Origin of the sequence: Actinomycetospora chibensis (genome assembly GCF_028737215.1) — a bacterium.
Classification (GTDB): Bacteria; Actinomycetota; Actinomycetes; order Mycobacteriales; family Pseudonocardiaceae; genus Actinomycetospora; species Actinomycetospora chibensis.
The window spans coordinates 73,012-85,931 of the sequence record NZ_JAQZAM010000002.1 but is presented as its reverse complement, the minus strand read 5'-3'; the positions used below and the strand labels follow the sequence as shown (position 1 = coordinate 85,931).

10 protein-coding genes are annotated in these 12,920 nt (G+C 74.2%); 8 read left to right on the top strand and 2 right to left on the bottom strand.

What is annotated here, in order from left to right; genetic code table 11:
• The first annotated feature begins 72 nt into the window (after positions 1 to 72).
• From wsfD to PH189_RS02830, 7 genes are all read left to right on the top strand, one after another.
• Positions 73 to 1,623 carry a glycan biosynthesis hexose transferase WsfD gene (wsfD, locus tag PH189_RS02860; protein WP_274187242.1) on the top strand — a complete coding sequence of 517 codons (1,551 nt, stop codon included), beginning with the start codon at positions 73 to 75 and terminating at the stop codon, positions 1,621 to 1,623.
• 78 nt (positions 1,624 to 1,701) lie between these two features.
• Positions 1,702 to 2,580 carry a DMT family transporter gene (locus tag PH189_RS02855; RefSeq protein WP_274187241.1) on the top strand — a complete coding sequence of 293 codons (879 nt, stop codon included), beginning with the start codon at positions 1,702 to 1,704 and terminating at the stop codon, positions 2,578 to 2,580.
• The gene (locus PH189_RS02850) at positions 2,577 to 3,377 is read left to right on the top strand and encodes a hypothetical protein (protein WP_274187240.1); all 801 of its coding nucleotides are present in this window, start codon (positions 2,577 to 2,579) and stop codon (positions 3,375 to 3,377) included. The genes PH189_RS02855 and PH189_RS02850 overlap by 4 nt, the downstream gene beginning before the upstream one ends.
• Before the next feature lies 1 nt (position 3,378).
• Positions 3,379 to 6,879 carry a lysine--tRNA ligase gene (lysS, locus tag PH189_RS02845; protein ID WP_274187239.1) on the top strand — a complete coding sequence of 1,167 codons (3,501 nt, stop codon included), beginning with the start codon at positions 3,379 to 3,381 and terminating at the stop codon, positions 6,877 to 6,879.
• Positions 6,876 to 7,376, top strand: coding sequence for a hypothetical protein (locus PH189_RS02840; RefSeq protein WP_274187238.1), 501 nt, complete (start codon positions 6,876 to 6,878; stop codon positions 7,374 to 7,376). The genes lysS and PH189_RS02840 overlap by 4 nt, the downstream gene beginning before the upstream one ends.
• Positions 7,373 to 8,800: an APC family permease gene (locus tag PH189_RS02835; RefSeq protein ID WP_274187237.1), complete on the top strand. Its 1,428-nt coding sequence runs from the start codon at positions 7,373 to 7,375 to the stop codon at positions 8,798 to 8,800. The genes PH189_RS02840 and PH189_RS02835 overlap by 4 nt, the downstream gene beginning before the upstream one ends.
• Positions 8,797 to 9,921 carry an alpha/beta hydrolase gene (locus PH189_RS02830; RefSeq protein WP_274187236.1) on the top strand — a complete coding sequence of 375 codons (1,125 nt, stop codon included), beginning with the start codon at positions 8,797 to 8,799 and terminating at the stop codon, positions 9,919 to 9,921. Before PH189_RS02835 ends, PH189_RS02830 begins: the two co-directional genes overlap by 4 nt.
• Here PH189_RS02830 and PH189_RS02825 read toward each other — a convergent pair whose 3' ends face one another.
• Positions 9,922 to 10,884: a helix-turn-helix transcriptional regulator gene (locus PH189_RS02825; protein ID WP_274187235.1), complete on the bottom strand. Its 963-nt coding sequence runs from the start codon at positions 10,882 to 10,884 to the stop codon at positions 9,922 to 9,924.
• Positions 10,885 to 11,014: 130 nt separating this feature from the next.
• On the opposite strand from PH189_RS02825, the gene PH189_RS02820 reads away from it, so the two are divergent.
• Positions 11,015 to 12,442 (top strand): amidase, encoded by a 1,428-nt coding sequence (locus PH189_RS02820; protein ID WP_274187234.1) that lies wholly within the window; start codon positions 11,015 to 11,017, stop codon positions 12,440 to 12,442.
• Here PH189_RS02820 and PH189_RS02815 read toward each other — a convergent pair.
• On the bottom strand, positions 12,439 to 12,879 hold the full coding sequence (locus tag PH189_RS02815; protein ID WP_274187233.1) for an SRPBCC family protein: 441 nt from the start codon (positions 12,877 to 12,879) through the stop codon (positions 12,439 to 12,441). The genes PH189_RS02820 and PH189_RS02815 overlap by 4 nt on opposite strands.
• Positions 12,880 to 12,920 lie beyond the last annotated feature (41 nt).

The window sequence follows — 12,920 nt, the reverse complement described above, 5'->3', positions numbered from 1 at the left end:
AGCCGGTTCACTAGCAGGATGCCGCCCGTCGTTCCTGCTCCGACGCGACGTCGCCAACGCGTCCGCCGGAGCGTGGTCGCCGCAGCCGCGGGACTCCTCGCGACCGTCCTGGTCGTCGCGGTGCTCGGGCTGGTGGGCCCGACCCCGACGGGCGCAGGCGACAACGGGGACGGGTACCGGCTCTACTGCGCCGCGGGCATCCGGCCCGACACCGCCGACCAGGCATCCAACTGGAAGAACGCGGTCGTCATGCGGTTCACGACCGGTCACCCGCCGTGCGAAGACCACGCCGCGTCCTCGGCCCTGCCGATCCTCCGTGCCGCCACCCTCGGCGCGGGGCCGACCTGGTCCCTCAACCGCCTGGGACTCCTCTACGCCGCCCTGGTGGGAGCGGTCACCGCCGTCGCCGCGTTCGCCAGCGGCGCCCGCCGTGCGGCATGGCTCGCAGTCCCCCTGGCGCCGTTGGTCCTCGCCGCGTTCTCGCGGTTCTTCGTGTCCACGTTCAGCGAGCCCGCCGGGCTGCTCGGCACAGTCGCGCTCCTGCTCGGGGCCACGACGATCGTGGTCACCGGACCGGAGGAGCGAGCACCGCGACTGACGGGCCTGGCCCTCGTGGTCTCGGGTGCGGTCGTGGCGGCCGCGGCTAAACCGGGTTACGCCCCGGTCGCCCTGGTCGGACTGCTGGTGTGCACGGCGACCACCGTCGGCGCACGCGCCCGGCTCCGTCGACTCGCGGGGCCGACCGCAGCCGTCGCGCTCGCCGTCGCCGCCGTCCCGTTGCTGGTGGCGTCGGTGGACCACCAGGCGCGCGCCTACGCGAGCATCAATGCTCACAACCTCGTGTTCACCCTGGCGCTGCCGGAGCTCGGACCGACGGCAACCGCGCCGTTGGGCCTCCCCCCGAGCGCCTACGACCGCAGCGGCGAGGGCTACTACGTCCGCAACGCGGAGGGGATCCCCGGGTGGACCGAGGCGATCGCCGACGACCCGGCTCGTGCCCGCTCCACGACCTACCGCCTGCTGGCAGAACGACCGACCGTCCTCGTCACCGTCCTGGGCGTCGGGATGCAGGCGACGTTGCGAGCGGATCTCGGCTACCTCCCGTCCCTGCCGCTCGGGCTTCCGGAGTCCTCCTACCCACCGAAGCCGGACCCGCCGATGGGCGAGCAGGGGGCCGACATCCCGCGCTTCCGCGCCACGCTCGATGCGACCCCGGTTCCCTGGGCGCCGTCGCTGGTGGCCCTGCTCGGCGTCGTCGCAGGTGCTCTCGGTGCACTGCGCGCCACGCGGAGGGCTGCTCCCCGGGCCGCGGCGGCAGGCCGGATCGCGGGCGTCGCCGCGCTGACCGGGGTGATGCTCGCTGCCGCGGCCGTGCTCGGAGACGGCTACCTCGAGGTCTTCAAGCACGTCTGGCTCGGCGCCTACTGCCTGGCGGTGGTCGTGGTCGCCCTCGCCGTGGCCGCTGCCGTGGTCATCAGGGCCGCGGCGTCCCGCGTCCTACGGCGTCCAGCGCCGACGGCTGGACCACGCAGTGGCGGATCACCGGACGAGAGCGGCGCCGCCAAGATACGCCAGGTCACATCCGCGACAGGCCGATCGATGATCTCTCCACCGATCGGGTGACGACGCGAAGATCCTGTCGCTTTGCGTGCCCGCCCGGTGATGCACTGGCGCGGTGACGTGGGCTGATCGGACGCGGAGGTGACCCTCCTGGCGGGCGCGCTCGCGGTGCTGGCCGCGTTGCTCTTCGCGATCGCCTCCGTGGCCCAGCGCGGCGCGGCGGCCGACGTGCCCGACGAGGAGGCGCGCGGCGGCCGGCTGATCGTCCGCCTCGTCCGCTCGCCCCGCTGGTGGGCGGGCACGATCGGCGACACCGGGGGCTTCGTCGTCCAGGCCGCGGCGCTCGGCGTCGGGGCGTTGTTGCTGGTCCAGCCCCTGCTCGTCACCACCGTGCTCTTCGCGCTGCCCCTCGAGGCGCGCCTGACCGGCCGGCGGATCGGGCGTCCCGAGATCCGCTGGGCCGTCGTGCTGGTCGCCGCGCTGGCGCTGTTCGTCGTGATCGGCGAGCCCACCGCGGGCGTCGACCAGGCCCCGCTCGACGGGTGGCTCCCGTCGCTGGCGACGCTGCTCGTGCTCCTGGCCGTGTGCGTGCTCGCGGCGGGACGCAAGCGCGGTCCCCGGCGCGCGGCCCTGCTCGCGGTGGCCACGGGCCTCGCCTACGGCCTGGTGGCCGCGCTGACGAAGTCCGTGGTCGACCTGCTGGGCGACGGGCCGCTCGCGCTGATCACCTCGTGGGAGACCTGGGTCCTCATCGCCGCGGTGCTCGGCGGGACGCTGCTGCAGCAGACGGCCTTCGGGGCCGGCCCGCTCGCGGCGTCGCTGCCGGCGGTGACCGTGGGCGAGCCGATCGTCGCCGCGGTGCTCGGGGTGGTCGTGCTCGGTGAGCAGGTGCGTGCCGACGGCCTCGAGTGGGGCCTCATCGGTCTGCTCGTCGTCCTGATGATCGTGGCCACGGCGGCGCTGTCGCGCTCGTCGGCGGCGGCCCTGCCCGAACCGGAAACCGTGGGAGCCCCGACGTGAGTCCCGACGTGAACCTCGATCTGGGCCTCGATCTCGAGTCCCGGGCCGCCGCTGCCTGGATGCTCGGCTCGTTCATCGTCGTGTTCCTCGGGACGCGGCTGGTCGTGCGGCTGATCCGCGCCGGGAAGGGCCCGTTCCGCAACCAGTCGGTCGGCGGCGTCCACCTCCACCACCTGGTGTGGGGCATCTTCCTCATGCTGGTCGCGGGGGTCGGCGAGTTCACCTACCAGCCCGAGGGCCCCTGGCTCTACGTGCTCGCGGCCGCCTTCGGGGCGGGTGCGGCGCTGACGCTCGACGAGTTCGCGCTCTGGCTGCACCTCTCCGACGTCTACTGGGAGCGGGAGGGCCGCGTCTCGGTGGACGCCGTGCTGATCGTCGGCGCGCTGATGGCGCTGCTCGTGGTCGGGGCCAACCCGTTCGACTCCGACACCGGCGACGGGGTCGTGGCCGTGGTGAGCACGATCGTCGTCGGCGGTCTCCTCGCGATCGTGGCCCTGTTCAAGGGACGCCCGCTGCTGGGCCTGCTCGGCCTGCTCGTGCCCGTGCTCGCGCTGTTCGCGGCGGTGCGCCTGGCCCGGCCCACCTCGCCGTGGGCGCGCTGGCGCTACCCCGAGGGCTCGAGCAAGGCCCTGCGCAGCCGCCGTCGGTTCCCCGAGCGGGACAGCCGGCGCTGGGACGCGGTCGTGGAGGCGATCGCCGGGAGGCCCAACGAGCCCCAGAACGATCCACCGAACGGCCCCCCTGCCGGGTCGACGGGCGAGACCGGGACGCCACGGGAGCAGGAGGGAGCGCGCTGACATGGACGCCCACACCGACGCCCACACCGACGCCCCCACGGACGCCCACGGCGAGGCCCCTCCCGATGTGCCCGACTCCGCGGCCGGCCCCGACGCCTCGAACGGCCCCGACGCGCACCTCGGCCAGCAGGACATCCGCACGGCGAAGCTCGCCGCGCGCCGCGCCGCGGGGGAGACCGAGCCCTACCGCTGGCCGGTGGACCACTCGCTGGCCGACCTCCGCGCCGCCCACGGCGACCTCGCCCCCGACACGCTCACCGGCGAGGAGGTCCACGTCGCCGGCCGGCTCATGGGCCTGCGCCGCCAGGGCGGGCTGAGCTTCGGGACGCTGCGCGACCGCAGCGGCACCATCCAGCTCTTCGTCGACACCGCGGTCGTCGGGCACGACGCGCACGTCGCGATCGACGACCTCGACCGCGGCGACTGGGTCGGCGTCCGCGGCACGGTGATGACCACCAGGCGCGGCGAGCTCTCGATCCGCGTCGACGAGTGCGCCCTGCTGGCCAAGGCGCTGCGGCCCCCGGCCGGCGGTCACCACGGCCTCGCCGACGTCGAGACCCGCTACCGCCAGCGCTACGCCGACCTCGAGGTCAACGAGCGCACCCGCGAGATCTTCCGCATCCGCCACGCGGCGGTCCACGCCATCCGCAACCACCTCGCGGAGAAGGGCTTCACCGAGGTCGAGGGCCCGGTGCTGCAGAGCATCCAGGGGGGCGCCTCGGCCCGGCCGTTCGTCACCCACCACAACGCGCTCGACCTCGACATGTACCTGCGGATCGCCCTCGAGCTGCACCTCAAGCGGCTGATCGTGGGCGGCATGGAGCGGGTGTTCGAGCTCGGGCGGGTGTTCCGCAACGAGGGCGTCGACACCCGCCACAACCCCGAGTTCACGATGCTCGAGGCCTACCAGGCCTTCGCGGACTACCACGACATGATGGACCTGACCGAGGGCATGGTCACCGCGGCCGCGCACGCCGCCCTGGGGGACGACCTCACCGTGCGCTACCAGGGCCAGGAGATCGACCTCCGGCCGCCGTGGCCCCGGCGACGCTTCGCCGACATGATCGCCGAGAAGACCGGCGAGGTGATGCACCCGGACATGCCGATCGCCGACGCCCGGGCGGCCCTCGACCGCCTCGGGATCGCGTGGGAGCAGGGCTGGGGCCCGGGCCGGTTGATGAAGGAGGTCTACGACGAGCGCGTCCAGCACGACGTCGTCGGCCCCGTGTTCTGCATCGACTACCCGCGCGAGGTGTCCCCGCTGGCCCGCGCGCACCGCGACGACCCCGCCTACAGCGAGCGCTTCGAGCTGATCGTCGCCGGCTTCGAGCTGTGCAACGCCTACTCCGAGCAGAACGACCCGGTCGTGCAGATGGCGGCCTTCGAGGAGGAGGCGCAGGCCAAGCGCGACGGCGACCCCGAGGCCGGCGACATCGACCTCGACTACGTCCGCGCCCTCGAGTACGGCATGCCGCCCACCGGCGGGCTGGGCATCGGCATCGACCGGCTCGTCATGCTGCTGGCGAGCGTCGACTCGATCCGCGAGGTCATCCTGTTCCCGACCCTGCGCCCCGAGTTCGCCCCGCCGCCCGGCGGCGGCCCGGGCGGCGCCCACCGGCCGGTCCTGCCGCCCACGCCGATGCCCGCCGCCGCCCTCGCGGCGGCGACACCGCCGGCGTCGGTCACGGCGGTGCCCGCCAGGGCCTCGGCGACCGACGACGGTCCACCGGGCCGGCCCTGGGTGGTCACCGTGATCGCCGGGCTCACGGCGCTCGCGGGCCTGCTGCACCTCATGGTGCACGTCCCGATCGTCCACGAGCGGCTGGGCGACCGGATCAACGTCGACCTCGTCCCACCGTGGTTCGCGGTCACCGGGCACGTGCTCTCCGCGGCGATCGGCCTGCTCCTGCTGCTGCTCGCCGATCAGCTGGCCAAGCGCAAGCAGGCGGCGTGGCGGGTGGCGGTGGTCCTCTCCGCACTCGCGGTGGTGGCCCACGTCCTCAAGGGCCCGCACCAGGTGGGGCTCGGCATCAGCGTCGCCCTGCTCGTCCTGCTGCTCGTCGCCCGGAAGAGTTTCCGCGCGCCGGCCGACCCGCCGTCCCTGCTGCGCCTGGTGCGCTTCGTCCCGATCTACCTGACCGCCGTGCTGGCGTTCGGCTTCGTCTCGCTGGGGCTGCAGAGCGGCCGGATGACGCCCGAGCTCACCTTCCTCGGCGGCCTCGAGACGATCTTCGGGGGGCTCGTGGGGATCGACGGGCCGTACACGTTCTCGCGGCGGCTGTTCGCCGAGACGTTCCCGGCCGCGCTGCTCACACTCGGGGTCGTCGGGCTCGTCGTCTTCCTCATCCTGCTGTTCCGGCCGCTCACGGCGCGCGACCCGCACACGCGGGACGACTGGAGCCGCGCGCGGCTCCTGGTGCAGACCTACGGGTGGGACACGCTCGCCGCCTTCGCCCTGCGCGACGACAAGAGCTTCTTCTTCGGCTCCGACGGACGCGCGATGATCGCGTACACGTACCTGGGCGGCTACGCGCTCGCCGCCGGCGATCCGATCGGCGACGAGGCGTCGCTGCCGGCCGTCGTGGACGAGTTCCTGGCGATGTGCGCCCAGCGCGCCTGGACCCCGGCGTTCCTCGCCGCGCGCGAGGAGGACACGCAGGAAGGGGGTCTGCTCGCCTCGCGGGGCTTCCGGTCGTTCTACCTGGGCGACGAGGCGATCATCGACTGCCCGTCGTTCACCCTCGAGGGCCGCGAGCGCAAGAGCGTGCGCGCGGCCGTGCGGCGGGTGGAGCGCACCTACCGGTTCCAGATGATCGCCGAGTCGGCGGCGTCGCCGAAGCTCGTCGCGGCGCTCAACGCGATCTCGGAGAAGTGGCGCGGCAAGGACCCCGAGCGCGGCTTCACGATGTCGCTCTCGCAGGACATCACCGGGTCCGACGCCAACCGCGACTTCCTGCTCTGCGTCGCCCTCGACGCCGACGGCGTGCCCGGCGGCTTCCTGCGGCTCGTGCCCGCCTACGGCGGCCCGGCCACCGGCACGACGTTCGGCTACACGCTCGACCTCATGCGCCACGACCCCGGCGCCCCGAACGGGATGACCGAGTTCCTCATCGCGAAGAGCGCCTCGGCGCTGGACGAGCGCGGGGTGACGCGGCTGTCCATGAACTTCGCGATGTGGGGCCGCTTGTTCGCCGACGACGTGCCCTTCACGCCGACGCAGAAGCTGGCCCGGCGCGCGGTCGGCGTGCTGAACCCGTTCTTCCAGGTCCGGTCGCTGCACGACTTCAACGAGAAGTTCGGGCCGCAGTGGCTGCCGCGCGTGCTCGCCTACCGCAGCCCCGCCGATCTGCCCCGGGTCGGCCTGCTCTACGCGGGCGCCGAGGGCTTCCTCGCCGTCCCCGGGCTCGGCCCGCTGTTCGTCCCGGCCGCCGTGGGCGGGGCCCCCTCGCCGTCGAGCACCGCACCCGAGGCGTCGGCACCACCCGGCGCGACCGCCGCGTGAGCGTCATCGAGACGCACCCGCGCCGGACGAAGGGCGGCGGGTTCGGGGACGTCGTGCTGATCGTCCTGCTCGTCGGCATGGCGCTGGCCGTCGTGGTCACCGTCGTCGTCATCGCCGCGGGCGGGAACCGGTCGCCCCAGGGACCGCGCGGGGCCGGGGCGCTCGACGCGCTGCAGGCCGACATCACCGCGGCCGGGCTGGTCGTCTGCTCGCGCACCGACCTGCCCGACCCGCGGGCGACCGACGCCGTCGCCGCGCGGACGCTCGTCGTGGCCGTCCGGTGCCGCGGGGGTGAGACGGCGACGGTCCAGGCCGACGCCTTCGCCGACGACGCCGACCGCGACGCCGCGGCGCGCAGCGTCGAGGGCCCCGAGCGCACGCGGACGTCGACGACCGTGCGCACCTACGGCGATCTCGTCGTGGTCGTCGGCGGAGGAGCGGAGGACGTGGTGGCCGACCGGATCGACGCGATGCTGCTCGCGAAGGGCGCCCGGTGAACGCCAAGCTCGGGATCCTGGCCCTCGCGATGATCAACATCGCGGCGATCGTCAGCATCCGCAACCTGCCGGTGATGGCCGAGTACGGCTGGTCGATGCTGGCGCTGTTCGCGCTGTCGATCGTGGTCTTCCTCGTGCCGATCGCGATGGTCGCCGCCGAGCTCGGCACGGGCTGGCCGCGTGACGGCGGCGTCTACGCCTGGGTCAAGGAGGCGTTCGGCGAGCGCGCCGGCTTCCTGGCCGTCTGGTGCGACTACGCCGAGAACGTCGCCTGGTTCCCCACCGTGCTCTCGTTCATGGCCGCGAGCCTCGCCTACGCGATCGACCCGTCCCTGGCCAACGACAAGCTCTTCCTCGTCGTGGTCATGCTCGCGTTCTTCTGGGCGACGACGATCGTGAGCCTGCGCGGGGTCGGCACCTCGTCGTGGATCGGCTCGGTGGGCACGCTCGCCGGCTCGATCATCCCGGCGGTGGGTCTCGTCCTGCTCGCCGTCGCGTACCTGGCCCAGGGCAACCCGAGCGAGATCCCGTTCTCGGCCGGCGCGCTGGTGCCCGACGTGCAGCTCAACAACCTGGCGTTCCTCGGCGGGATCATCCTGCTGTTCACCGGCATGGAGATGGCGGGCTTCCACGCCCGCGACACCCGCGACCCCGGACGCACCGTCCCGCGCGCGATCGCCCTGTGCGTCGGGGTGGTCGTCGTGTTCTCGGTGGTCGGCTCGCTCTTCCTCGCGATGGTGGTGCCCGCGAGCGAGATCAGCCTGGTCTCCGGGACGATGGAGCTGTTCTCCCGGGTGCTCGACCGGCTCGGCGTCGGGTGGGCCGTCGCACCGCTCGCGCTGGTGGTGGCGTTCGGCGGGATCGCCCACCTCGCGCCGTGGATCCTCGGGCCCGCGAACGGGGTCGCGGCGGTGGCCCGGCAGGGGTCGGTGCCCGCGCGGCTCGGGCGGCTCAACGCGCACGGCGTGCCGGTGACGCTCCTGCTGCTGCAGGGTGCGGCCGGCACCGTCTTCACCCTGCTGTTCCTGCTGGTCCCCAGCGTCAGCACGTCGTACTGGATGCTGTCGGCGGTCACGGCGCAGATCGTGATCATCATGTACGGGCTGATGTTCGCGGCGGTCGTGCGCCTGCGGCACCTCCAGCCCGACACACCCCGGCCCTACCGCATCCCGGGTGGGCTGCCCGGCGTGTACGCGGTCGGCGGGATCGGGCTCGTGGGGTGCCTGCTCGCCTTCGTGCTCGGGTTCGTGCCGCCCGGCCAGCTCGCCACCGGCAGCACCGTCACCTACGTGCTCCTGCTCGCGGCCGCGGTGGTCGTCCTGTCGGCGCCGCCGTTCGTCTTCGCGGCGCTGGCACGGCGGCGTGCGGGTCGTGACGGCAGCGAGCGCGAGGCCGGTGACGAGACGGCGGTGGCGGCCGGGTGAGCGTCAACGGCATCGCCGAGATCGACATCACGACGGACTCCTTCCTCGGCGTCGGGGCGATCGCGGCCCTCGTCGTCGTGATCGGGCTGGTGCTCGTGCTGCGCACCCGCGTCAGGCGCTTCAGCAGGCTCGGCCGGTCGATCGTCGTGCTGGTGACCACGCTCCTCGTGCTGGTCGGCGCAGGCGCCGGAATCAATGCGCACTTCGACTACTTCCGCACCTTCGGCGACGTGATGGGGCTGCCTCCGTCGGACGAGGTGGAGCTCGCCGCCCTGCTGGCCCGGAAGGACGTCCCCGACCGCGGTGTCGTGACCACCACGGCGCTACCGGGCAAGCGCTCGGGGTTCGTCGGCCGCCCCGGGACGATCTACGTGCCCCCGGCCTGGTTCGCCCGCCCGCGGCCGGAGCTCCCGGTGGTCGTGCTGCTGCACGGCACTCCGGGCACCCCGCAGGACTGGCTGGACGGGGGCCAGGCCGCGGCCACCGCCGACGCCTACGCGGCCGCGCACGACGGGAGGGCGCCGATCCTCGTGATGCCCGACGTCAACGGCACGATCGACGGCGACAGCGAGTGCGTCGACGGCCCCGGCGGGAAGGTCGAGACCTACCTGACCGTCGATGTCCCGAGCTTCGTGGAGCAGGTGTTCCACACCGCGCCCCCGGGTCGCGGCTGGGCCGTCGCCGGCCTGTCCGAGGGCGGGTCCTGCTCGCTGATGCTCGCGCTGCGCCACCCCGATCTCTTCGCGACGTTCGGCGACTACGCCGGCCTCGCCGGACCCCGGGCGGGCGACACCAACGCCGACACCGACTCCGCGGTGGCCCAGCTCTTCGGCGGCTCCCAGCAGGCCTTCGCCGCCCACGAGCCCGCCGACCTGCTCGCCGCGCGCCGCTTCCCGGAGCTCGGCGGCTGGTTCGAGGTGGGCGACGCCGACCCGGAGCCCGCCGCCGCCGCGGGCACGCTCGTCCCGGCCGCCCGCCGGGCGGGGATCAGCACCTGCGAGGTCGTGGTGCCCGGCGGCGACCACACCTTCGCGCTGTTCTCGCAGGCGTTCTCCGACTCCCTGCCCTGGATGGCCGGGCGGATCGGGGCGGGGCCCCCGGTGGCCTGTCCACCGTCCTGATCAGGAGACGAGCAGCCCCCACCGCGCCGCGCACCGGGCCGCGGCCGCCCGGTTCCGCGCTCCGGTCTTGGCGAGCACGTGCTCGACGTGGGTGGCGACGGTGCGGGCCCCGATCCCCAGCCGCGCGCCGATCTCGGGGTTGGAGAGGCCGTGGCCGACCCCGTCGAGCACCTGCAGCTCCCGCACGGTGAGCCCGGCGGGCGGTCCGACCTCGCGGTGGAGCACCAGCACGCCCCTCCCGGTGGCGTGCATCTCGACGTCGACGACCTCCCCGGTCGCCGCGACGAGCAGCACCCGGCCCGGCGCCGGGGCGCCCGCGAGCACCGAGGCCGCGAGGTCGGCGAGCGCGGAGGGCGGACGCACCAGGTCGGGCCGCGCCCCTGCGGAGAGGACGACGACCCGCCCGTCCCGCTCGACGACCACCCCGTCCGCGCCGCCGTCGCCCAGGCCGCCGGTGCGCGCCGACGGCGCCGGGACGGGGTCGAGGGCGGCGGCGAGCTCCGCGCCGAGCAGCTCGAGCAGGGCCACGGTGTCGTCGTCGGGGTGCTGGCCGTCGAGCGAGCTCGCGTTGAGCATCCCGACGTAGCGGCCGTCGGCGGCGAACAGGCACTGGGTGACCCCGTCCCGGAAGCCGTGCGGGTCGATGATCCGCTCGAAGATCTCTCCTCGACGTCGCGCGGGCTCGAGGTCGCGCACCCGCACCGGGCGCCCGCCCGCGCGCACCGCCGTGAACAGACGGTCGGTGTGCATCCGTCCGTCGATCAGCGCGGTGGTCGCGACGGGGTAGGACGACGCGAGGGTCCGGTGCGCGCCCGCCGTCGGGTCCCACACCGAGATCGCCACGCAGTCGGCGGGCACGACGTCGTGGAGCCCGTCGAGCACGGTGCGGGCGGCGCCGGGCGTACGGCTGCCGTGGCGCCGGAGGAACGACCGCAGCTCGCGGGCGGCCGCCACGGCGGTCATGGGAGGCGACGCTACTGGCGCGGGTGCCCGACCGACCAGCGCCCGTTCGCCGGGGCGGGTCCGTCAACCGACCGATGTGCAAGCCGTTCACCGGCCCTAGCGTCCGAGGTGCCGTCACCCGGGAGGAACCATGGAAGCCCACGAGTACGCCGACCTCGACGCCACCGCCCTGGCCGCGCTCGTGCGCGACGGACAGGTCTCCGCCGAGGAGGTCCAGAAGGCCGCGACGGCCGCTCTCGACGCGGTGAATCCCCAGCTGAACGCGCTGGTGGGCGAGCGTTTCGTCGCGCCGCTCGAGTACGCCGCAGACGGTCCCTTCGCCGGTGTCCCGTTCGCGATCAAGGACCTGATCCTGCACGCGACCGGGGTGGCGCAGACCGCCGGCAGCCGCATGCTCGGGGCGGGCGTGGCCATGCCGGCCGACACCCACCTCATGGCGCGCTTCCGCCGGGCCGGGCTCGCGACCCTCGGGGTGACGGCGACCCCGGAGCTCGGGTTCAACGCCACGACCGAGCCGGTCGCCACCGGCCCGGTGCGCAACCCTTGGGACACCACCCGCAGCCCCGGCGGTTCGTCCGGCGGCTCGGCGGCGCTCGTCGCCGCGCGGGCCCTGCCGGTGGCCCACGCCAGCGACGGTGGCGGCTCGATCCGCATCCCGTCGGCCGCGTGCGGGCTGGTGGGGCTCAAGCCGAGCCAGGGACGCACGTCGCCGGGGCCGGACTACGCCGACCCCCTGCTCGGCATGGGCATCGAGTTCGTCGTCACCCGCACGGTGCGCGACTGCGCCGGGCTGCTCGACGCGGTGCACGGCGCCGAGCCCGGCGACCGCTACCTGCTGCCGGACCCGGGCCGGCCCTACCTCGACGAGGTCGGGGCGGGCAGCCGCCGCCTGCGGGTGGCGGTTCAGACCACGCCGTTCTCGGGGAGCGGCGCGGTCGATGCGCGCTGCGTCGAGGCCACGGAGGCGGCGGCGCGGGCGCTGGAGGGCCTGGGCCACGCCGTCGACGTCGCCGGCCCGTCGCTGGACGCCGACGCGTTCGACGCCGCCAACCTCGTCGCCTGGACGAGCTTCCTCGCCGACGGCGTCGACGGGCTGGCCGCGGCCCTCGGCGTCACCCCGGGGCCCGATGTCCTCGAGGCGGCGACGCTGGCGTGTGCCGAGTACGGGCGCGGGCTGCGCGCGTCGGACCTCTACGCCGCGGACCGTGTCTTCAACGCGACCCGGCGGGCCGTCGCGGAGTTCCACGAGGGCTACGACGTGGTCCTCACACCGACGATGAACGTGCCGAACACGCCGCTGGGGTACCTCGATCAGAACGACGCCTCGCGCGACGCCCGCGGGTGGTACGACCACATCTTCTCGACGGCGGGCTTCACCGCGCTGTCCAACGTCACCGGCAACCCGGCGATCTCGCTGCCGCTCGGGCGGACCGAGGAGGGCTGGCCGGTCGGCGTGCAGGTGATGGCGCCCTACGGCGACGAGTCGACGCTGCTCGCGCTGGCCGCCGACCTGGAGCGTGCGATGCCCTGGGCCGGGCACCGCCTGCCGACGTCCTAGCTGACGGGGAGGCCCTCGATCGCCTTCTGCAGGGTCTTCTGGGCGTCGTCGCCCAGCTTGCCGAGGGCGGGGACGAGCAGGGGGGTCGCGAGCTTGGCGGCGCCGTGGAAGGTGAACGTCGCGCGGTAGGTCACCGTGGTGCCCGGCCCGTCGTCGGTGAGGTACATGTCGTCCTCGCTCGTGACGGTCTTGTTCCGGCCCACGATGCGCAGGTGGCCGGGCTCGTCGACCTCCAGCGTGTAGGTCAGCGAGGTCTCGCGCCCGCGGAACTCCGAGACGTTGTGCCACTGCTTCCCGACGCCCACCGGGGAGTCGTCGACGGGTGTGCAGGAGATCGTGCCGGCGTCCCACTCCTCGGCGTTGGCGAAGTCGCGCAGGTAGGCCTGGACGGTCCCGGGCGGGGCGGGGGAGTGCGCGGTGCGCTCGACGGTGGGCATGGCCGCGGATACCCCGGCCGGGAGCGGCGCACCCGCCCGCT

Bases quoted from the DNA above. Each gene is read 5' to 3' on its own strand.
- PH189_RS02820 (WP_274187234.1), top strand. From the start codon at position 11,015: ATGGAAGCCCACGAGTACGCCGACCTCGACGCCACCGCCCTGGCCGCG.
- lysS (WP_274187239.1), top strand. From the start codon at position 3,379: ATGGACGCCCACACCGACGCCCACACCGACGCCCCCACGGACGCCCAC.
- PH189_RS02815 (WP_274187233.1), bottom strand. From the start codon at position 12,879: ATGCCCACCGTCGAGCGCACCGCGCACTCCCCCGCCCCGCCCGGGACC.
- PH189_RS02825 (WP_274187235.1), bottom strand. From the start codon at position 10,884: ATGACCGCCGTGGCGGCCGCCCGCGAGCTGCGGTCGTTCCTCCGGCGC.